Origin of the sequence: Paraburkholderia sp. Ac-20336 (assembly GCF_017105025.1) — a bacterium.
In the GTDB taxonomy this organism is placed as follows: domain Bacteria; phylum Pseudomonadota; class Gammaproteobacteria; order Burkholderiales; family Burkholderiaceae; genus Paraburkholderia.
Window position 1 is genome coordinate 1 of the sequence record NZ_JAAGPS010000045.1, and the last position, 21,707, is coordinate 21,707.

A 21,707-nucleotide genomic window follows, 5' to 3' on the forward strand; every position below is an offset into this window, starting at 1 on the left:
TGGTCGCGCACGCGATGCGCCGCGCCGCGCGGAAACAGCACGAAGTCGCCGGCCTGCAATTCGACGGCGCCGCCCGCGGTGTCGATCGCGCACGCGCCGCCGAGCACGAGGTGAAACGGCGCGATGCCCGCTTCCATCGGCGCGTGATCGATATCGAACGCGCCCGAGAGCATGCAGCGCAAGTCGAGGCTCGCTTGCGGACGGGCGAGGTCGATCAGCCGGCTGAGTGTGTCCATGAGACGCCCGCGCTAAAAGTTGAGCGAACCGAGTATTCGGGATATCGCGGCGGCGCGCAATACTTTCTCCCACGACGCCGGCATCCGCCGGTGCGCCACAGACCAAGGAGCACTGCCATGTTGAACTGGATCGATTACCGCAAGGAACTGTTCGGCCGTATCGGCGAGATGTCGAAGCTCGCGCCGGACACCGTGAAGGCCTATCGGGCGATGTCGGGCGCCGGCCAGAAGACCGACACGCTCGGCGCGAAGACGCGCGAACTGATTGCGCTCGCGGTCGCGGTCAGCCTGCGTTGCGACGGCTGTATCACCGTGCACACGGCCGAGGCGCTGAAACACGGCGCGACGCGCGAGGAAATAGCTGAAGCGCTCGGCGTCGCGATGGCGGTCAACGCGGGCGCGACGCTCGTGTACTCGGCCCGCACGATGGACGCCGTGGCGGCTTATAGCGAGGACGCCGCGAAGTAATCGGCGGATGCCTGGGCGCAAGGTCAGGCCACGCAAATCCCGGCGTGCCGCGCAAAAGTCGCAAAAAACTGCGAGACTGACTCCGACGCCGAACGATTCGATATGACGCGCCGCGACAAAATCCGGGCCGCCCGCCTCGCATCGCATCGCCACTGGATATGCCGCGCGCCGCCCTCATCTAGACGAGCATGACTTCTTCGACCAGGACTTCTGCCGCGCTCGACGCGACTCCGCACGCGAGGCAATCCCGCTCGCGCGCGAGCCCGGCGCGGCCCGCGGTGAAACCCGCGCCGGCGCAGCGCGCGCTGGACGGCGCGCTGGACGGTTTTCATCCGGCCGTCGCCGGCTGGTTCCTGAAGACGTTTGCCGCGCCCACCGACGCCCAGGCCGCCGCCTGGCCGTCGATCCGCAGCGGTCGCTCGACGCTGGTCGCCGCGCCGACCGGCTCCGGCAAGACGCTCACCGCGTTCCTCTCGGCACTCGACGAACTGGTTCGGCAAGGGCTCGCGAACGGCGGCACGCTGCCCGACGAAACGCTCGTGGTTTACGTCTCGCCGCTCAAGGCGCTCTCGAACGACATCCGCCTGAATCTGCAGATGCCGCTCGCGGGCATCGCCGCCGAACTCGACGCGCTCGGCCTGCCGCCGCTCGAGATCCGCACGGCCGTGCGCACCGGCGACACCACGCAACAGGAACGCAACGCACTGAAAAAACGCGCGCCGCACATTCTCGTCACCACGCCCGAATCGCTGTACGTGCTGCTCGGCTCCGATTCGGGGCGGCGCATGCTGGCGACGGCGCGCACGGTGATCGTCGATGAAATTCATGCGCTCGCGGGCAGCAAGCGCGGCAGCCATCTCGCGCTCAGTCTCGAACGGCTCGACGCGCTGTGCGAGCGGCGCTTGCCGCGCATCGGTCTTTCCGCGACGCAAAAGCCGGTCGAAGCGGTGGCGCGTTTTCTGGTCGGCGGAACCGGCATCGAACACGGCTCGCCCGTGGATTGCGCGATCGTCGACGTCGGCCATGTTCGCGCGCGCGACCTCGCGCTCGACATCCCGCCCGTGCCGCTCGAAGCGGTGATGCCGAACGAAGTGTGGGAGCGCGTCTACGATCGCCTCGCCGAACTCGTCGCGCTGCATCGCACGACCCTGGTGTTCGTCAACACGCGCCGCATGGCCGAACGTGCCGCGCGGCATCTCACGGAACGGCTCGGCAAGGAGGCGGTTGCCGCGCACCACGGCAGCCTCGCGAAAGAACATCGTTTCGATGCCGAACAGCGCCTTAAGCGCGGCGAATTGCGCGTGCTGATCGCGACTGCGTCGCTCGAACTCGGCATCGATATCGGCGACGTCGATCTGGTCTGCCAGATGGGTTCGCCGCGCGCGATCGCGCCGTTTCTGCAGCGCGTCGGACGCTCGGGCCATCACGTCGGCGGCATGCCGAAGGGGCGGCTCTTTCCGGCGTCGCGCGACGATCTGCTCGAATGCGCGGCGCTGCTCGATTGCGTGCGGCGCGGCGAACTCGACGCGCTAAGGATTCCGCGCGCGCCGCTCGACGTGCTCGCGCAGCAGATCGTCGCGGAAGTCTCGAGCACCGAGTGGAGCGAGGACGCACTGTTCGAGATGATCCGCCGCGCCGCGCCGTATGCCGAACTGGAGCGCGAGCAATACGACGCGGTGCTGCGCATGCTCGTCGACGGCTACACGAGCCGCCAGGGGCCGCGCGCCGCCTATGTGCATCGCGACGCGGTCAGCGGCACGCTGCGCGGCCGGCGCGGCGGCAAGCTCGTCGCCGTCACCTCGGGCGGCACGATTCCCGAGAACGCCGACTACGCGGTCGTGCTCGAACCGCAGGCAATCAACATCGGCACCGTCAACGAGGACTTCGCGGTCGAGAGCCTGGCCGGCGACGTGTTCCAGCTCGGCAATGCGTCGTACCGGATTCTGCGCATCGAGAGCGGCCGCGTGCGTGTCGAGGACGCGCACGGGCAGCCGCCGAACATTCCGTTCTGGCTCGGCGAGGCGCCGGGGCGCAGCGATGAACTGTCGTTCGCGGTCGCGCGCTTGCGCGAGCAGATCGAGCGGCTGCTTACGGAGCGCGAGCCGGGGGCGCTGGGGGTGGCGAAGTCGGTGGGAGTCGACGTTAAGGCAGAAGTCAGCGCAAAAGCCGAGGCGGAGATCGAAGCGGAAGCCGCGACCGGCGCGACAATAGCTGCACCGGCAAAAGCGGCTGCGAAAACCCGGCGCAAAGCCAAGGCAACAGCCGCGATTGAACAGCAGGCGCAACCCGTTGCGACCCACGCAGTCGCATCGCCAGCACCTGGTGACGATAAATGCGCAAACGCGGTTGCAAATCCGGTTGCAACCGTAACCGCGACGAACCCGCCCGCGAGCGCAACCCTCACGACCTCCACGCCAGCCGGCTCGCCGCGCATCGACCACGCCGTCGCCTGGCTCATCGACCATCTCGCGCTCGACGAGCCCGCCGCGCGCCAGATCGTCGACTACCTCGCGCGCGCCCGCGCCGCGCTCGGCGTGCTGCCGACGCAGAACACGCTCGTGATGGAGCGCTTCTTCGACGAATCGGGCGGCACGCAGCTCGTGATCCACTCGCCGTTCGGCAGCCGCGTGAACCGCGCGTGGGGGCTCGCGCTGCGCAAGCGCTTCTGCCGCAGCTTCAATTTCGAGTTGCAGGCGGCCGCGACCGAGGACGCGATCGTGTTGTCGCTGACCGGCAGCCATTCGTTCGTGCTCGACGACGTATGGCGCTATCTGCATTCGAACAGCGCCGAGCATCTGCTGATCCAGGCGCTGCTCGACGCGCCGCTTTTCGGCGTGCGCTGGCGCTGGAACGCGACGACCTCGCTCGGTTTGCCGCGCTACACGGGTGGCCGCAAGACTGCACCGCAACTGCAACGGATGCGCAGCGAAGATCTGCTCGCGAGCGTGTTTCCCGAGCAGGCCGCGTGTCTCGAAAACATCGTCGGCGAGCGCGAAGTGCCGCATCACCCGCTGGTCGACCAAACTATCGACGACTGCCTGCACGACGCGATGGACAGCGAACGCTGGCTCGCGCTGCTGCGCCGCATCGAGCACGGCGAGATGCGGCTCGTCGCGCGCGATCTGCCGGCGCCCTCGCCGCTTGCCGCCGAAATCCTGACCGCGAAGCCGTACGCCTATCTCGACGACGCGCCGATCGAGGAACGCCGCACTCTGGCGGTGCAAAACCGCCGCTGGAGCGATCCGTCGAGCGCCGACGACCTCGGCGCGCTCGACGCCTCCGCGATCGACAGCGTGCGCGACGAAGCCTGGCCGCAGGCGCGCAACGCCGACGAAATGCACGAAGCGTTGACGGGTCTCGCCTGCATCACCGAAGCCGAGGCGCAAGCGTATGAAGAATGGCCGGCGTTGCTCGCATCGCTCGCGCAAGCCGGACGCGCCACGCGCATGCCACTCGCCGCTCGCCCAAACGCAAACGCAGACGCCGGCACGGCCACCCGCGACGCGCTGTGGCTGCCCGCCGAACGCCTCACCTGCTTCGCCGCGCTTTACCCCGGTATTCCGCGCGAGCACTACGCGCCGCAACTGAGCGCGCCGAAGGGCTACACCGATAGCTGGAACGCCGACGACGCGCTCGTCGACGTGCTGCGCGCGCGTCTGACCGGCTTCGGCCCGCTCACGGTCGAGGCGATCGCACAGCCGCTCGGCCTGCCCGCGCACCAGGTCGAGCAGGCGCTCGTGCGGCTCGAAGCCGAAGGCTATCTGCTGCGCGGCCGCTTCACGCCGCAAGGCAGCGTCGAGGAATGGTGCGAGCGGCATCTGCTCGCGCGCATTCATCGCTACACGGTGCGGCGTCTGCGGCGCGAAATCGAGCCGGTCGAGCGGCACGACTTCATGCGCTTCCTGTTCGAGTGGCAGCATCTGATGCCGGACACGCACGCCGAAGGCCGCGACGCGCTCGCGGCCGCGCTCGATCAGCTCGAAGGTTTCCAGGCCGCGGCGGCCGCCTGGGAAGAAGACATCCTGCCGGCGCGCGTGCGCGCCTATGCCAATAGTTCGCTCGACGAACTATGCCGCTCCGGCAAGCTCGTCTGGACACGCCTGACCGAACGCGCGCGCGGCACCGCCGGTCCGATCCGCAGCACGCCGATCGTGCTGTTGCCGCGCGCCGAGGTCCGCACCTGGCGCGCGCTGCTCGATCCCGCTCGGCAGGTGGACGTGTCGGCGCTCGCGCAAAGCGTGTACGACGCGCTCGCGCAGCACGGCGCGATGTTCTTCGACGAACTGCTCGCGGAAATTCGCGTGCTGCGGATGGAGCTCGAAGGCGCGCTCGGCGAACTGGTCGCCGCGGGACTCGTCAACTCCGACAGCTTCGCGGGCCTGCGCGCGTTGCTCAAGCCGGTCACGAAGCGCAACGCGTTTTCGAGCGGCCGGCGCGCGCGATCGGGCGCGCTGATCGGCGGCATGGACGACGCGGGGCGCTGGGCGCTCGTGAGCCGCCGCCCAGCCGCCGATACCGCCGCAGCCAGCGAGGCGGCCCACGCAACCGGCAGCGGCGTCAAAGCGGCGGAAAACCTGCCCCAACGTCGTCGCCCGTTGCCGCCCGAGGTGCTCGAACATGTCGCGATGACACTGTTGCGCCGCTATGGCGTCGTATTCTGGCGCGTGCTCGAACGCGAAGCGGAATGGCTGCCGCCGTGGCGCGATCTGCTGCGCGTGTTCCAGCGGCTCGAAGCGCGCGGCGTGATCCGCGGCGGACGTTTTGTCAATGGACTCGCCGGCGAGCAGTTCGCCTTGCCCGAGGCGATTCCGCTGCTGCGCGAAGTGCGGCGGCATGCGAACGACGGAGCTTTTGTCTGTGTTGCAGGCACGGACCCGCTGAATCTCGCGGGCACGCTGCTGGTGGGCGAACGCGTGCCGGCGGTCGCGGGAAACCGCGTGCTGTATCGCGACGGCGTGGTTGCGGCCACGCTCGTGGCCGGCAAGTTCTGCTTCGACGCCGCGCTCGATGCGCATCCCGTCGAACGGGAACGGGCGCGTGCCCTGCTTGCACGGAAGTTGTGAAGGCGTTGCTGAAAACACGGCTTGGCGCGGCGCCATCCTGAAGTTTTTGTCCGCACTGGCCGTTAACGTTTTATACGCGTTTTATGCGCCTGAATTCAAACGCTTCGATACAATGAAGCAGTTTCACTTTAGTATGAGGAAGACTGTCTGCCGACACCCGCGCTGACAGGGACTGCCGGCACACTGCCCGGGGACTTCATGAGCGACGCGCAACACGACCAGGTGCTTCACCAGCAGTTCGGCACGAGCAGCCCGCGCTGGCATCTGTCGGCCGGCCGCGACGTGCTCGAACTGATGCCGGTGCGCGGCGGCACACCCGCCGGCGTCGCGATTCCCCTGACTCCTCAACAAGCCTCGTCCATCCGCGGCCTGACCGGCGCGACCTCGCACGTCGTCGTCGAAGTGCAACTGGCCGGTGCGCCGCTGCGTCTGCACCTGGTCGGCAAGCGGCGCGACCATCACACGTGGAGCGGCACCGCCTCGGCCCACCACGACACCGAAGCCGTCGCCCACGCGCTGCTGCACGGTCTTGCGTTTGCGGAACAGGTGGTCTCCGAAGTCAATTCGGTCGTGGTCATCGTCGACCGGCATGGCCGGATACAACGTTTCAACCGGCTCGCCGAAGACCTGACCGGCATCCGCGAAGAAGACATCATCGGCCGCAGCGTGTGGACGCTGTTCATGCCGTCCGGGAACGATACGGCCTCGAGCCGGAACCTCGCCGCGTTTTTCAATCGCGGCGAATCGTACGAGATCGAGCGGCGCATCAAAACCGTGCATGGCGAACGGCTCTTCCTGTTTCGCAACAAGTTCGTGCGCAGCGGCACCGGCATCGAGGATCAATTCCTGATCTGCTCGGGCACCGACGTCACCGAACAGCGGCTCGCCCAGGAACGGCTCATCGAGCAGGCCACCACCGACCCGCTCACCGGCCTCGCGAATCGCAACGCGATCCAGGAGAAGATCCAGATCGCCATCGAGCAGGCCGCGCCGGGCGAAGCGGTCGGTGTGCTGTTTCTCGATCTCGACAACTTCAAGAAGGTCAACGATCACTACGGCCACGTATTCGGCGACCGGCTGATCTGCGACGTTTCCGATGCGATCCGCAATTGCCTGAATCCGGGCGACTCGCTCGCGCGGCTCGGCGGCGACGAATTCATCGTGCTCGCGGCCAAAGGCACCGCGCACGAACTCGAACACACCGCGCAGCGCATTCTCGACCGCATGCGCATGCCGTTCGCGATCGGGCTCGTGGAGGTCTACACGGGCTGCTCGATCGGCATCGCGCGCTCGCCGGAGCACGGCGACAGTCTCGACTCGCTGATCCGCTCGGCCGACACCGCGATGTACGTCGCGAAAGACGAAGGCAAGCGCACGCACCGCGTGTTCTCGCCGGACATGAACCGGCGCGTCGCCGAATTCATGTGGCTCGACACGAACCTGCGCCGTGGTCTCGAAGAAGGCCAGTTCGCGCTGCACTATCAGCCGAAGCTGGCACTCGCGAGCGGCGCCGTGCAGGGCGCGGAAGCGCTCGTGCGCTGGAATTCGCCCGAGCGCGGGCAGATCATGCCGGTGGAATTCATCCGCTATGCTGAGGAATCCGGACTGATCGGCGTGCTCGGCCGCTGGGTCATGGAAACCGCCGCGAAACAGGCGGCTCGCTGGAACGCGGCCGGCTACGATCTGCGCATCGCGATCAACGTATCGGCGCGCCAGTTGACCGATACCGCCGTGGTCCGGCACTTCGCCGAGGCGCTGCATCACGCGAACCTCGACCCTTGCCTGCTCGACCTCGAACTCACCGAAAGCTGCCTGATCGAAAACGAAGCGGCCGCCATCGAACTGATCAAGCAGTTCCGCCAGCTCGGCGCGCAAGTGCATCTCGACGATTTCGGCACCGGCTATTCGTCGCTGTCGCAACTGGGCCGCATTCCGCTCGACGTCATCAAGCTCGACCGCAGCTTCGTGCGCTCGATCCATGCGGACACGAAGGCGCAGGCACTCGTGCGCTCGATGGTCGCGGTTGCCCAGGAGCTCGACTTCCAGGTGGTGGCCGAAGGCATCGAAACCGAGGCCGAAGAGGCATTCATGAAGGGGCTCAGCGTCGATTACGTGCAGGGCTTCCTGTACGGCAAGCCGATGCCCGCCGCCGAATTCGAGCGCTGGCTGCTCGACCGGCGCAAGCTCAGGCTGATCGCCTGAGCGTCACGCTTCTGCGCTGGTTGCAGGTGCGCCGGTTTGCGGACCGACACTTTCCTGCTCACGCCGATATGGCGCGCAAGCTATGCGAAACAGCGCGAGATGGCGCGGGATCAGACCTACACCCTCCCCAAAGCGGCGGCCGCAGAGCGCGCCGCTTCTTCCGGCGGTGGCGAGACGGCATGGGATCGCACTGGCGCCATGCGCGAAGCGACAAGCGCTAAACCTGCTGCTTCCCGCTGCAACGAGACGCCGCGAGATCACGCCGATGCCATGCGTAAAGCGACGGGCACCAAACCCTCCGCCTCTTCCTCCCGCACTCAGGGCGCCGCGGCAATCACCTCGGCCACCGCGGCCGTAAGCTTCTTGCCGTACGGCACGTGCAGGAACTCGTTCGGCCCATGCGCGTTCGACTTCGGCCCGAGCACACCGCACACCATGAACTGCGATTTCGGGAAGCCCTCCTGCAACACGTTCATGAGCGGAATCGTGCCGCCCAGCCCCATATAGGCCGCATCCGCGCCAAAATGCGTGCGCGAGGCGTCGTTGAGCGCGGTGGCAAGCCACGGCGCGACATCGGGCGCGCTCCAGCCGTTCGCCGAGCCCGCGTCGGGCTTGAACGTGACCTTGGCGTTGTACGGCGGATCGAGTTCGAGCAGCGCCTTCAGTTCGGCGACGGCCTTTTCCGCCTCGACGAGCGGCGGCAGACGCAGCGACAGCTTGAACGCCGTACGCGGACGCAGCACGTTGCCGGCATCCGCGAGTGCGGGCAAGCCGGCCGCGCCCGTCACCGACAGCGACGGCCGCCACGTCGAATTGAGCAGCGCCTCCTGCGGATCGCTGGTGGTGGGCAGCACCTGGCGGCCATCCTGCCCGCAGGCCCACGGCATCTTCTTCCAGACGTCGTCGCCGAGAATGCGCGCGGTCGCTTCCGCTTCGCGCAGGCGGTCCGCCGGGATCGGGCAATGGAAGCCCCTGGGCAGCAGCGTGCCGTTCGCCGAGTCTTCCAGCCGGTCGAACAGCTGACGCATGATGCGGAAGCTCGACGGCACGATGCCGCCATAGACGCCCGAATGAATGCCCTCGTCGAGCACCTGCACTTCGAGATCGCCGCCGACGAGGCCGCGCAGCGACGTGGTAAGCCACAACTGGTCGTAATTGCCCGCGCCCGAGTCGAGGCACACGACGAGGCCGACATTGCCGAGCCGCTCGCGCAGCGCGTCGACGTACGGCAGCAGATCGTAGCTGCCCGACTCCTCGCAGGTTTCGATCAGACCCACGCAGCGCGGACGCTCGACGCCCTGCGCGTCGAGCGCGGCGAGTGCCGTGAGGCTCGCGTAGATCGCATAGCCGTCGTCGGCGCCGCCGCGGCCGTAGAGCTTGCCGTCCTCGAACTTCGGCGTCCACGGGCCGAGGTCGTTGCGCCAGCCGTCGAATTCGGGCTGCTTGTCGAGGTGGCCGTACAGCACGATGGTTTCGTCGCTGCCCGAGCGCGTCGCGGCCGTTTCGAAGAAGATCACCGGCGTGCGCCCCGGCAAGCGCATCACCTCAAGCGTCAGACCGCGCACCGGCTGCTGCTCGGCCCATTGCGCCGCGTCCGTAATCACGCGTTCGAGATAGCCGTGCCTCGCCCAGTCGGGATCGAAGGCCGGGCTCTTGGCTGGCACCGCGATGTAGTCCGTCAGCGCGGGGACGATCTCGTCGTTCCATTTGCGCTCGACGAATTCGCGTAGTGTGTCCGGGTCGAGGCGTTGCACCTGCTGGGTATCGTCGGGGGTCATGATGGCGTCCGTGGGGGCGGGTCAGTCGAAACGATCATGATAGTCCCGATGCGCGCCGGGCTGAACCCCTCGACATGCCTTGATGCGCACTCGTGCAGCGGCGCTGCGCGAGTACGCCGTTCGCGCGACAATCGCTGCATGCATCACGCATCGGGAGATATTTATGAGCGGTAACGTGGCCGTGCAGGCCATCGCTGCGGTGGCGGCGCTGGCGCTGTACTTTCTGCCGGCAATTCTCGCGGACCGGCGCAAGCGCCGCGACGTGCTGACGCTCGCGCTCTTCAATGCCTGCCTCGGCTGGACCGTGCTCGGCTGGCTGCTCGCGCTCTATTGGGCATTGCAGCCGAACCCGCCGGAGACGCTGGCGGGCGACGTCGTCAAGACGCGCAAGCTCCTGAGCATGCGGGCGTTTTCATCGGCGCTGATGGCGCGCGTGCAACGGCGCACGGCCGCGCGCAACCGGCCGGAGCGGTGACTCGCCGCGAGGTGTGGGTCGAACGATGCGATTCGATGAATGTGCTTCGATGATTGCGTGCTTCGCGCAGCGGGCGCACGTTGCACGCGCAACCGGACTCACGCGGCGCGCCCCATGCGATTCCATTGCACGGAGCCGGCCGGAATCGAACGGGGCTCGGCCCGCACCCTGTCCGGCTCGAACATCTCGTGGCGCAGTTCGCCGTGTTCGTCGAACCATTCGCAGATCAGCCAGTTGCCGGGATTGAGCGCGACCGGCCCCACGTAGGTCACGGTCATGCGCGGGCCCCCTTCCTTCAGCGTGACCACGTCGCCTGCGTTGAACGAGGCGGCGGACGGTGTCTGCAATGCGTCAATGGTCGCGGTCAGCATATTGAATCCCCATGTTGAGCGTTATTAAGTCATTGCGCCAGGCCAATGCGCCGCTTTATCGATCCTGACTGCGACTTTGACTGCTGAAGGAGCGCTCTAAAACTTGAGAGAGATTAACAATTGAATTTAAACGCGGCAAGCGATTTTTTATTGATACCGCTTTCATTACGGCTGAATTCGAAGCCGCCGGGTTTAGTTCCCATCCAACAGGGGAAATTCCCGAATCCCATGCCAGCAACCGCTTTGTGCGCTACCGCACAAGCGCAACACTTACTTGCACGGGGCTTCCCCGTCCGGTAGAAAATGCGGCCCGGATTCGTCATATTAGAAGCGTGACGCAATGCCGCATAGGGTTTATTCCTGTTTGATGCAAATCAAAACGGCTTGTGAATTACAGACTCACTGATAAACCCTTGAAACTTTCATACAGTCTTTCTTTAAAACGACAAAATTTTTACGATAAGCCGGTCATTGAAAACGATCGTGGTACGGCATTTTTCAAACTGCCTGCGCGAAGCACGCAAAAACGCGCTGCGGATTGCTGCAATGCCGAATGCGGGGAAAGGCCAGTCTGCCACGTCGACGGCGCAACATCCGATGTAAGCCCGGCCTTCCCGCTCACGGCCTTCCGCCGCACGAGGCAGACGATCGACGGCAACGGCGAGCCATGTCCGCCCCCGCGCAACGCGCAAAAAAGCCGGCGACGGTCTCGCACCATCGCCGGCTTCCGTTTATTTCCGTTTATCTTTGCTGCCGCGCGGATGAACCCCCAGCCTCAGGTTTCGAGCTTCGCATCCATCGTGATCGTCGCGTTGAGCACCTTCGACACCGGGCAACCCGCCTTCGCGTCGGCCGTCGCCTTGTCGAACGCGGCCTTGTCGCCGCCCGGAATCTTCACCGTCACGTCGAGATGCATGGCGCTGATCGCAAAGCCGCCGCCGTCCTTGTCGAGCGTGACGGTGGCCGTGGTGCCGACCCGCTCGGGCGTGATGCCGGCCTTGCCCAGTTCCGCCGACAACGCCATCGAGAAGCACCCCGCATGCGCCGCCGCAATCAGTTCTTCGGGGTTCGTGCCGATGCCGTCCGCGAAGCGCGTCGAAAACGAGTACTGGGTGTCCTTGAGGACGCCGCTGTCGGTAGAAATCGAGCCTTTGCCGTGCTGCAGATCGCCTTGCCAGATTGCCGATGCCTTGCGCTTCATCGCCGCTCTCCTGTGGTGCCCTGCCGCGTGCCGTGCGACCGAAGACGATGCCTGCCGCGCGGCGGTCCCGCCCGGATGTGTCCGCGCGCCGGCATCGGTCGCTGCTGCCGCGCGGCTGTGGGGCGCGGGCGTGGACCGGCTTTCATCATAGGCGCTTCCGTGTGCCGCCGTCGTGACGGCGCGCCGGCGATCGGACCGGACTCCGATGCCCGAGGTCAAGAAAAGCGTTTTTTGAACTATATCAATAATAGTAACAATCTTTCCTTGGAAATCGTCTTTTTTACGGTCCCGGTAAGAAATAGACTCGCTTCAACCGATCGGGCAACACCATTCAAACCGATCCACTCAACAATCGAAACCGGAGATCATCATGAAATCGCTTCTTTCCGCAGTCGTCGTTGCATCGGCTCTTATCGTTCCGGCCGTGTCGTTCGCACAGCAGTCAAACGCTCCGGTCACGCGCGCTCAGGTGCGCGCCGAACTGGTGGCGGCGCAAAAAGCCGGTCTCCTGTATCAGAGCGACGCCGAATATCCGAAGGCCATGCCGCAAGGCTCGACAGGCGTGGTTGCCGCGGCGCAAGGCGCGCAGGACGTCGGCGGCGTGAAGGCCAGTTCGTCGGACGCGGGCACGCCGTCGTCGGTGCAGCAACAGCTCTTCTCGACGTATCGCGGTCATTAAGTGCGTCGTTGTAGCCGCGCGCTTGCGCGGCTTCGCTGTGGTAATCAAAGCGGCTGAAGCCCAGTTGATGCCGCCGTAAGAAACAAAAGCCCCGCTTGTGGCGTTCGCAAGCGGGGCTTTTTTATTGCGCTGTTATCGCGGCGTTTGCATTGCGTCTTTCTATGTGGTCAAACAACATACGTTGTCATAAAAGGCAAAATAGAACCGGATGAATCATAACGGTGCCATTTGATCCGTCCGCGTCGATTTCGCGGGAACGCACGACGAACGTTGCCGGCGCGACAAACCCGCTCACGACACGTAGGCGCCCTTCGCATGCAACGACTGCTCGGCAAGCGCGAGCTGTTCGACCGCGCCCGCGCCTTCGAGCGCGAGCAGATGCGCGACGAGCGCTTCGGCAAGCGCGGTGGCGGCCACCAGCGACGGAAAGAACGACGGGCTCTCGTGCGAGAAGATCAGCACCTTGTCGGCATTCAGCGCGATCGGCGACACGGCGCTGTCGGTGATCGCGATCAGCTTGCCGCCTTTTTCGAGCACGGCTTCGGCAACACGCGCGGACTCGACCGAATACGGCGCGAAGCTGACGACGACGGTCGCGCTGTCGCGCCTGATCGCGCGCAACTGCATGTCGAGCGTGCCGGCCTCGCCGTTCAGCAACGACACCGACGGACGGAACAGCCGGTAGCCGTACACGAGCCCGAACGCGACCGGGTAACACGAGCGGAAGCCCGCCACCTGCACATGCGGCGCGCGCCGCAACAGCCGCGCGGCCTCGACGATCGCGCGGCCGTTATGCGCGGCGGTCGCTGCGAGATTGTGCTGTTGCGCGGCGAGCAGATCGTTCGCGAGCGCATCTTTGGATTTGACGAGCGAACGCGCGCGGCTCGTCAACGGTTCGGGACGCGTGCGCACGCGCGCGACGAACAGGTTGCGCAATTCGTTCCAGCCGGGAAAGCCGAGTTGCTGCGACAACCGCACGAGCGACGCCGGCTGCACCTGCGCGCGCTCGGCGACTTTGCGCATCGACGACACCGCGACCTCGTCGGGATGATCGAGCAGAAAAGCAGCCCCTAGCTGGAACTGCGGGCTCAGGTCGGAGAAGCGCGCCCGGATCAGGGCAGCAAGCTGATCGAAGCTGTCAGGCATAGCGAGGCCGGGCGGCGCCGGAGGTAAGGATGACAACAAATGTTACCACCGGGTGGGGCAGCTTCAACGGGGATAGATCGACCTGCACGCGCCCGCCCTCGCCTCATCCGCCGCGCCTTGTCCTGCGTGCAAACAGCACGCCGGCCCCCACCACGACCAGCAGAACCAGCAGGAGGCCAGCGCTCATGCCGGTCGGGCGAGCGTCGCTCGCGGCGGAAGCCGCGGACGCAACCGCAACCGCGGGCGCGGTGGCATCCGACGCCTCGACCGGTTGCGGAAGCGCGATGCCCGCGGCGCTGCCCTGATGCACCAGCGACGCCTCCGAGGTCGGCGAGGCTGGCGACGACGTTTCGGATTGCGACGCCGGCGCAGGAGGCGCCTCCGGATTCGGCCCGACCGGAGCCGCTGCCGTATCCGAAGCCATCTCTATCGGCGCCGCCTGCGGAACGGCTTCGAGAGACCTTGCCATCGTCTTCCACTGAGCGAATACGCCATCGACACAGTGAACGTCGACACATGCGTTGCGCGCTTGCCGCCATTGCACCAGTTGCGCGGCCACGAGTCTTCCGTCACGCAGCAGCGCCTGTTGCTGCGCGAAGATATCGTCGTATTCGTTGTTCAGGATCGCGTGATCGCATATGACGCGCTCAGCGGCTTGCTGCGTCGTCGCGCACTGGATGTCGCTCGCCCAGGCCGCGCTCGAGCCCAACGCCGCTGCCGACAGCAGCACTATTCCAAGTCGTCGTGCCGGATGCACCCGCCCTCCCGGAATGTGAGTGAATGGGCTATCGGGTAGCATCGCGCATGCCCGCCCCGGCCCACGTCCCGACGCGTCACATCCGGCTGACAGCGGGACGCCCGCCTCGGCGCATGACGCAGCAACGTAACGGCAGAGCGACAACGGAACAACGGCGCGCAACAACGGCGGCACGGCGTTAAAGCAGCGCCACCACCCGCACATCGCCCTGCTCCGCCGACGCCACCACCTTCTCGCCGATCCGGCGGAACGTGATCGACACCGACGCATCGCCCACCCGCAGATCGCCGACTTCGAGCCAGTCGATCCCCTCGGGCAGCATCGGCTGTTCGATCAGCACCTCACGCCGCTCGGCGTCGATCGTGATGCCAAGACAGGCCTCGAGCATCATGAACGGCGAACCGGCCGCCCACGCCTGCGGCAGACACGCGACCGGATACGCGGTCGGCGGCTCGCCACGCCGGCGCGGAAAGCCGCAAAACAGCTCGGGCAGGCGCATGTCGAAATTGACCGCGGCCTCGAACAGCGCCTGCAGCAACCGCACCGCCGACGCCTTGCCGCCGTAGCGCGACAGCCCGCGCGCGCAGAGCGCGTTGTCGTGCGGCCAAACCGAGCCGTTGTGATACGCCATCGGATTGAAGCGCGCCTGGCTCGCGGCGAGCGTGCGTACGCCCCAGCCAGTATGGAACAGCGCCGAGTCGAGCGCGCGCACGACCGCTTCGCCGCGCTCGCGCGAAGGCAGCCCGAACGCCAGCAGGTGTCCCGCATTCGACGCCATCACGCGGCACAGTTCGCCGTGACCGTCGAGCGCGATGCCGTAGAAGCCGGCCTCGTCCATCCAGTACTTTTCTTCCACGCAGCGGCGGATTTTCTGCGCGCGCCCGGCATATTGCCCGGCCTCCTCGTGCAGATCGCGCAGCTTCGCGAAACGGGCCATCGTGTCGAACGCGGCGCTCGCATAGGCCTGCACTTCGACCAGCGCGATCGGGCCATCGGGGAAACGGCCGTCGGCATGGAACACTGAATCGTGGCTGTCTTTCCAGCCCTGATTGGCGAGCCCGCCGTCCGATTCGCGCTGATAGTCGAGCAGCCCATGGCGGTTCTTGTCGCACACGCCCGCGACCCACTGCGCCGCGCGTTCGAGCGCCGGCCACAGTTCGTCGATCAGCGCGAGGTCGCCGGTGCGCTCGGCATAGGCGCCGGCCAGCACGATGAAGAGCGGCGTGGTGTCGACGCCGCCGTAGTACAGCGCGAACGGCACTTCGCCGGCCGCGGCCATTTCGCCCTTGCGCATCTCGTGCATGATCTTGCCGGGCGCGGCATCGCGGAACGGCGAGTTCTCGCGCGCCTGATGATCGGCGAGAAAGCGCAGCACGCCCGCGGCGAGGTGCGGTTGCAGCCACAGCGTCTGCAGCGACGTGATAACGGCGTCGCGGCCGAACGGGGTCGAAAACCACGGAATGCCCGCATACGGATACGGACCGGTCGCGAGATCGGTGGTCAGCAGGCTCAGGTCGGCGAACGAGCGGTCGATCCACGCATTGAACAGCGGGTTGCCCGAGCGCACGCGCGCACTCGCGCGGCGGCGTTCGCGCATCACGAGGTGCGCGTCGACGAGCGCCGCGCGCACCGCCGTGCGGCCGACGCGTGGGCGCTCCGCATCGACCTGCGACAGATGCGCCTCGCTTACCGCATGCACGGACTGCGCGATGTCGGCGCCGGGCTTGTTCGTCATCGGCACGAGGTGCACCGCGACCGACAGATAGATCGACACGCACGCCTGCGCGGGCAGCTTGATCGTGTAGTCGGCGCGGTCGGCGAACAGCTTGTCGGGCTGCGGCGAGAACGCGATCTGCACGTTGCGCGCGACGTCGTCGAGGCCGAGGTAGCCGAGCAGCACCTCCTGGTTTTCGATGCGCGCCGGTTCGATACGCCCCTGCTTGTCGCGCTTGAGACCGCGCACTTCGAACATGTCGCGGAAGTCGCTCGAAAACGAAATGGACAGCGGCACGACCGCGTCGCTCGTGCCGTAGTTCGTGAGTTCGATCGCTTCGTTGAGCACGGTGCCCGACAGCACGCGCACGCGCTCGACGTGGATCACGCCCTCGGGCGTGCTGTTGCCGCCAAGCGGCGGCAGCGGACGGTTGGTCAGATGCGCGGTGAACGAGGTGTTGTCGCTGCTCACGCTGCCCGACAGCAGCGACGGCGCGCGGCCACCGAAAGTCAGGCGCAGTTGCGACAGCATGCGGGTGTCGTTGACGAACAGGCCGTCTTCGTGGCCCGTGATGTCGCCGAGGGGATCGTTGACGATGAAGGTGTCGCCCGACTTCAGCACGTGCTGCGTGGCGCTCGCGACGTTGAGGTTTTCCGTCGGAATGAAGATGCCGTCCTGCTCGGGTTCGCGTTGATCGACGCCGCCCGAGTGGGTCAGCCCGCCGAGGGCTTCTGGCTGCTGTATCAAGGTCGCTCCTGTGGATTCGCTGCTGCGTTCAGTGTCACTTCCGGATGATGCCCAAGGCGTGCCGCCATCTTGCCCGGTCGCTTCCGATTGTAGAGTGTCCGTGCGCGTGAGACGAACTTATCACAGAGGAGTTTCGATTTTTTTGTGCGGTTTTTTGCGGAATGTGTTTATAGATGTTTCCGGTGGCACAGGACGTGCAGGTTGGCGCGACACTTCCGCGCCCCGCCGGCCTCAAGGGCCGACGGAGCGCTAATGCATTGACACGCGCATCGGCACCGGTTTAGCGCTGTGCTAGCGGCTTCGCTTCACGCAGCGTCTCGCCGATGAAGAGCTGGCGCGGACGGCCGATCTTCTGCTCCGGATCGGCGATCATTTCGTTCCACTGCGCAATCCAGCCGACCGTACGCGCCATCGCGAAGATGCACGTGAACATCGAGGTCGGGATGCCCAGCGCGCGCTGCACGATGCCCGAGTAGAAGTCGACGTTCGGGTACAGCTTGCGCGACACGAAGTATTCGTCTTCGAGCGCGATCTTTTCGAGTGCCATGGCGAGCTTGAACAGCGGATCGTCGTGCAGACCCAGTTCTTCGAGCACTTCGTGGCAGGTTTCGCGCATCAGCTTCGCGCGCGGGTCGTAGTTCTTGTAGACGCGGTGACCGAAGCCCATCAGCTTCACGCCCGAGTTCTTGTCCTTGACCTGCTTGATGAACTCGGGGATGTTGTCGACCGAGCCGATTTCTTCGAGCATGTTCAGCGCGGCTTCGTTCGCACCGCCGTGCGCCGGGCCCCACAGGCACGCGATGCCGGCTGCGATACAGGCGAACGGATTCGCGCCCGACGAACCGGCGAGACGCACGGTCGAGGTCGAGGCGTTCTGCTCGTGGTCCGCGTGCAGGATCAGGATGCGGTCGAGCGCGCGCACCAGCACGTCGTTGACCTTGTATTCCTCCGCGGGATTCGCGAACATCATGCGCATGAAGTTCGCGCTGTACGACAGGTCGTTCTTCGGATAAACGAACGGCTGGCCGACGGTGTACTTGTACGCCATGGCGACGAGCGTCGGCAGCTTCGCGATCATGCGGATCGCGGACACTTCGCGATGCTCCGGGTTCGAGATGTCGAGCGAGTCGTGATAGAACGCCGACAGCGCGCCGACTGCGGCAACCAGAATCGCCATCGGGTGCGCGTCGCGGCGGAAGCCGCGGAAGAAGAAATGCATCTGCTCGTGCACCATCGTGTGCTGCGTGACGGTGTTGACGAATTCGGCCTTCTGCTGCGCGTTCGGCAGTTCGCCCTTCAGCAGCAGGTAGCAGCTTTCGAGGAAGTCGGCATTCTGCGCGAGGTTGTCGATCGGATAGCCGCGATACAGCAGTTCGCCCTTGTCGCCGTCGATATACGTGATTTCGGAATTGCACGACGCCGTGGACATGAAGCCCGGATCGTAGGTGAACTTGCCGGTCTGCCCGTACAGCTTGCGAATGTCGATGACGTCCGGGCCCAGCGTGCCCTGATAGATCGGTAGATCGATGGTCTGATCGCTGTCGGAGAAGCTCAGCGTTGCGTGTGTCTTCGAATTCATCTGGATCTTCCTTTTGCTTTGATACCGAACACGTGCCGGCATGCATGAGGGTCGGACAGGCAAGCGCGACATCGCGCGCTCGGAGAAATACGGGCATGCTCAGGCTCGCCCCGCATTCTACGGGCCGAGGCCGCATTGATTGCGACGATTGACTGCAACAATCCATCTCGATGCACGCAACATTCGTTGCCGGCGCACGTCTGTTCGTCGTCCGCGAACGCACGCCTCGCGGTTCTATCGGGTCGCCTTCACGCGCCCCGGCGCATTGCCAGCTAAATGAAAGTCAGCGTCATCGTTGCAACAATGTTTTGCGGCGCGCGCACTGCGCCGGCCCGCATCCATCTGCGATACTCGGTCCGTGCTTTGACGTTACGGCCCGCTATCCGATGCGGGCTTTTTGAACAGATAGAAAAACAGGAAGGACACGATGAACGCATCGCTCGAAACGCTGTTCCCGGACCACATCCATACCGAAGACAGCACCGTTACCGCGCTCAATCACCAGGACATCGTCGTCGCGTTGTCGGCGGCGCTGAAGACGCAGGACGTCGCCGTACTGCACATGCTCTATCCGCGCACCGACGCGCGCACGCATCGCAGTCTCGATACGCTCGTGGACGTATTGCACGGCCACGGCCTGCATGAAGTCGCTGACCTCATCGCACAGGAAGCGCACTATCTGCTGTTCAAGGACCCGGCCAAAGCATGGAAGGTGTTCCATGAAATTCGCAACGACTCGCTCGCGATCGGCGTGCATCTCTACTATCACGGGCTCGTCGGCGAAGCAGCCGAACGTGCGCTCGACAAGGATGCGCATCGCAAGGCATAAAGACGTCATGCGTCTCGCGGGCAATCGGTGAAGCGCACGCCCACCGATTGCCCGTGATGTTCTCACTGCAACCGCATCTTCAACGCACGCTCATCGCCTCGACGAACTCGTCGACATAGCGGTTAAACGCCGACGGATGCGCGAGATTCATGCCGTGCGACGCGCCGCGCACCGTCTCGCGACGCGCATCGGGCAACCATCCCTGCAATGCGGTCACGGTGCGCCGGAACATGTCGGGGCTCTTCTCGCCATCGATCAACAGCACCGGGCAGCGCACCTCGGCCGCTTCCTCGGGCACGTACGTAGGCAGCGGATCACGGAATTGCCGCGCGAGCGTATGCGCATTATCGGTCGCCATGCGGCGAAAGCCCGGCGTGCTCATGTCCCAGAAACCGGGGCGGCTCACCGAATCGACGAACAGTTGCAGGCCCGCTTCCACCTCGCCCGTTTCGATCAGCTGCGCCGCTTTCGCGCGCAACGCGTTGACCGTTTCCGGCAGACGCGCGGGCGGACGGCCGGCGATCTGCAATGGCCCGCCCGGATCGGCGAGCGTCAGCGTGCGCACGCGCTCGGGGTGACGCCGCGCGAAATGGAACGCCACACAGCCGCCACGCGAATGCCCGACCACGTGCGCCGGTCCCGCGCCGAAACGCTCGATGAATTCCGCGACTTCGTCCGCGTGTCCGCTCCAGCTGAACGGCAGGTCCTGGCCGCTGTCGGTCACCGGCCAGTAATGCGTGAGGCTCACCGCGACACAGCGATAGCGCTTCGACAGACCGGCAAGCTGCGGCTGCCAGTAGCGGTAATCGCATAGCGAGCCGTGCACGAACAGCAGCAATTCACCCTCGCCGGCTTCGACATAGGGCATGCGCAAACCGTTCTGCAATTCGATAAAGGATGACGAGGGCGAAGACGAAGATGAGGCGGACGAAGCGGAAGAAGTGGAAACGGATTGATTCACGAGTGGTTCACGGGCGGCGTGGCGCTACGCGGATTCGGCGGCCCCAGCAAAAAAGCGTTGAAAAAAGAAGCGCATTGGCATCCCTGAAAGTGGGACGTGGGACGTATTGTCACATAAGCGCTGTCGAACGCTTCAATCAGCCCGCATGGGCTGGCTCATGGGCTGGCTCATGGGCCGGCTCATCGGCCTGTTCGCCGGCACGTCATTGCGTCATTGCGCAAGGATGCGAACGCACTCGCAGACACCCACGCACAAGCCCCCTACCGCTCACTCGAACCCGGCTTCGTCAAGCAGGCCCGTCGCGGCGGCGGCCGCCGCGCCGCGCACCGCGCAGGTCAGCGGTTCGTCGGCGACATACACGTCCAGCCCGATTTCATCGGTGAGGCGTTGGCCGAGGTTGCCGAGCAGCGCGCCGCCACCGGTCAGCACGATGCCGTTGTGCGCGATATCGGTGACCAGTTCGGCCGGCGCCAGTTCAAGCGCGCGTTTCACCGCGCCGATCACCTGACGCAGCGGCCCCTCGATCGCCTCGGCGACATCGCGGTTGCTCAGTTGTACCGTGCGCGGCAAGCCGTCGTCGACGCTGCGGCCGGTCGCGCTCATCTGTTCGAGCGGCACGTCGTGCACGGCCGAGCCGATGCTCTTCTTCACGTGCTCGGCCGTCTGCTCGCCGAGCAGCACGCCGTAGAGATTGCGCACGTAGCTCACGATGGCCGCGTCGAAATTGTCGCCGCCGACGCGCACCGAGCCGCTATACGCGGCGCCGCCGAGCGCGATCACGCCGACTTCGGTCGTGCCGCCGCCGATGTCGACGACCATCGAGCCGATCGCCTCGCTCACCGGCAAGCCCGCGCCGAGCGCCGACGCGAGCGATTCGCCGATCAGGCTGACCTTCCACGCGCCGGCCGCCTCGGCGGCCTCGCGGATCGCGCGCCGCTCGACCTGGGTCGCCCCTTCGGGCACGCACACCGTGAACGCGGCGCGCCGGCTGAACAGCGAGCGCGGACGCGCCATGTCGACGAATTGCCGGATCATCTGTTCGGCGGCCGAGAAATTGGCGATTACGCCGTGGCGCATCGGCCGCACCGCTTCGAGATTGAGCGGCGCGCGGCCGAGCAGCTGACGCGCCTCGGTGCCGACCGCCGCGACGCGCTTCGGTCCGGTCGCCGGCTCTTTCTCGAAGCAGACCACGGACGGCTGGTTCACCACGATGCCGCCGTCGTCGGTATAGATGAGCGTATTGGCTGTGCCGAGGTCTACCGCCACGGAGTGACGGAACAGTCGCTCGAAAAGCGGGTAATGCGGCGTCGATGTGGCCATAGGCAGGCTCTGATATGTCGTGATCCACCGTCTCAGGCGGGTCTGGAATGCGCCCCCGGTGCTCCGAACCGCGCGCCACGCCCGGCTGGGCGTTGCGCTTGCGCGCGGTGAAGATGATTCTCGATCCATTAAGCCTGTAACGGCAAGCGGATCGAAACCTTTAGAGACACTTTCGATCAGC

General features: G+C 65.7%; 16 protein-coding genes. 6 read left to right on the forward strand and 10 right to left on the reverse strand.

Translation table 11 applies throughout. The features are described 5' to 3' along the window. Positions 1 to 236: cupin domain-containing protein (locus tag GXB81_RS15420; protein ID WP_205989679.1), on the reverse strand; the 236-nt coding region annotated here is incomplete at its 3' end. Between the two features lie 117 nt (positions 237 to 353). On the opposite strand from GXB81_RS15420, the gene GXB81_RS15425 reads away from it, so the two are divergent. From GXB81_RS15425 to pdeR, 3 genes are all read left to right on the forward strand, one after another. Next, the gene (locus GXB81_RS15425; protein WP_167041651.1) at positions 354 to 704 is read left to right on the forward strand and encodes a carboxymuconolactone decarboxylase family protein; all 351 of its coding nucleotides are present in this window, start codon (positions 354 to 356) and stop codon (positions 702 to 704) included. A gap of 188 nt (positions 705 to 892) precedes the next feature. Then, positions 893 to 5,767, forward strand: coding sequence for a DEAD/DEAH box helicase (locus GXB81_RS15430; protein WP_241016387.1), 4,875 nt, complete (start codon positions 893 to 895; stop codon positions 5,765 to 5,767). Between the two features lie 198 nt (positions 5,768 to 5,965). Next, on the forward strand, positions 5,966 to 7,969 hold the full coding sequence (gene pdeR / locus GXB81_RS15435) for a cyclic di-GMP phosphodiesterase (protein WP_167281809.1): 2,004 nt from the start codon (positions 5,966 to 5,968) through the stop codon (positions 7,967 to 7,969). Between the two features lie 317 nt (positions 7,970 to 8,286). Here pdeR and GXB81_RS15440 read toward each other — a convergent pair whose 3' ends face one another. Next, a complete protein-coding gene (locus GXB81_RS15440) occupies positions 8,287 to 9,747 on the reverse strand; it encodes a M20 family metallopeptidase (RefSeq protein ID WP_205989680.1) in 1,461 nt (486 codons plus the stop codon). Between the two features lie 163 nt (positions 9,748 to 9,910). On the opposite strand from GXB81_RS15440, the gene GXB81_RS15445 reads away from it, so the two are divergent. Then, entirely contained in the window at positions 9,911 to 10,222 is a 312-nt protein-coding gene (locus GXB81_RS15445; RefSeq protein WP_167041642.1) for a superinfection immunity protein, read from the forward strand. A 98-nt stretch (positions 10,223 to 10,320) separates the two neighbouring features. Here the strand turns inward: GXB81_RS15445 and GXB81_RS15450 are convergent, their stop codons facing one another. Then, positions 10,321 to 10,593: a YodC family protein gene (locus tag GXB81_RS15450; protein ID WP_167041637.1), complete on the reverse strand. Its 273-nt coding sequence runs from the start codon at positions 10,591 to 10,593 to the stop codon at positions 10,321 to 10,323. Between the two features lie 775 nt (positions 10,594 to 11,368). Continuing rightward, the gene (locus GXB81_RS15455; RefSeq protein ID WP_205989681.1) at positions 11,369 to 11,794 is read right to left on the reverse strand and encodes an OsmC family protein; all 426 of its coding nucleotides are present in this window, start codon (positions 11,792 to 11,794) and stop codon (positions 11,369 to 11,371) included. A 370-nt stretch (positions 11,795 to 12,164) separates the two neighbouring features. Here GXB81_RS15455 and GXB81_RS15460 point away from each other — a divergent pair, with 370 nt between their 5' ends. Further along, complete coding sequence (locus GXB81_RS15460; RefSeq protein ID WP_167041632.1) at positions 12,165 to 12,473, forward strand: DUF4148 domain-containing protein; 309 nt, start codon at positions 12,165 to 12,167, stop codon at positions 12,471 to 12,473. A 291-nt stretch (positions 12,474 to 12,764) separates the two neighbouring features. Here GXB81_RS15460 and GXB81_RS15465 read toward each other — a convergent pair whose 3' ends face one another. The 4 genes from GXB81_RS15465 to gltA form a co-directional block, all read right to left on the reverse strand. Beyond that, on the reverse strand, positions 12,765 to 13,619 hold the full coding sequence (locus GXB81_RS15465; RefSeq protein WP_167281813.1) for a MurR/RpiR family transcriptional regulator: 855 nt from the start codon (positions 13,617 to 13,619) through the stop codon (positions 12,765 to 12,767). A 103-nt stretch (positions 13,620 to 13,722) separates the two neighbouring features. Beyond that, positions 13,723 to 14,349 (reverse strand): hypothetical protein, encoded by a 627-nt coding sequence (locus GXB81_RS15470; protein WP_346777798.1) that lies wholly within the window; start codon positions 14,347 to 14,349, stop codon positions 13,723 to 13,725. A 205-nt stretch (positions 14,350 to 14,554) separates the two neighbouring features. Then, a complete protein-coding gene (locus GXB81_RS15475; RefSeq protein WP_205989696.1) occupies positions 14,555 to 16,834 on the reverse strand; it encodes an amylo-alpha-1,6-glucosidase in 2,280 nt (759 codons plus the stop codon). Between the two features lie 283 nt (positions 16,835 to 17,117). Continuing rightward, positions 17,118 to 18,416, reverse strand: a complete 1,299-nt coding sequence (gltA, locus tag GXB81_RS15480) for a citrate synthase (protein WP_167041623.1) — start codon at positions 18,414 to 18,416, stop codon at positions 17,118 to 17,120. 427 nt (positions 18,417 to 18,843) lie between these two features. On the opposite strand from gltA, the gene GXB81_RS15485 reads away from it, so the two are divergent. After that, on the forward strand, positions 18,844 to 19,245 hold the full coding sequence (locus GXB81_RS15485; protein WP_167041620.1) for a hypothetical protein: 402 nt from the start codon (positions 18,844 to 18,846) through the stop codon (positions 19,243 to 19,245). A gap of 79 nt (positions 19,246 to 19,324) precedes the next feature. Here GXB81_RS15485 and GXB81_RS15490 read toward each other — a convergent pair whose 3' ends face one another. Continuing rightward, entirely contained in the window at positions 19,325 to 20,113 is a 789-nt protein-coding gene (locus GXB81_RS15490) for an alpha/beta hydrolase (RefSeq protein ID WP_167041986.1), read from the reverse strand. A gap of 360 nt (positions 20,114 to 20,473) precedes the next feature. Continuing rightward, positions 20,474 to 21,526, reverse strand: a complete 1,053-nt coding sequence (locus GXB81_RS15495) for a rod shape-determining protein (RefSeq protein WP_205989683.1) — start codon at positions 21,524 to 21,526, stop codon at positions 20,474 to 20,476. Between the last annotated feature and the right edge of the window lie 181 nt (positions 21,527 to 21,707).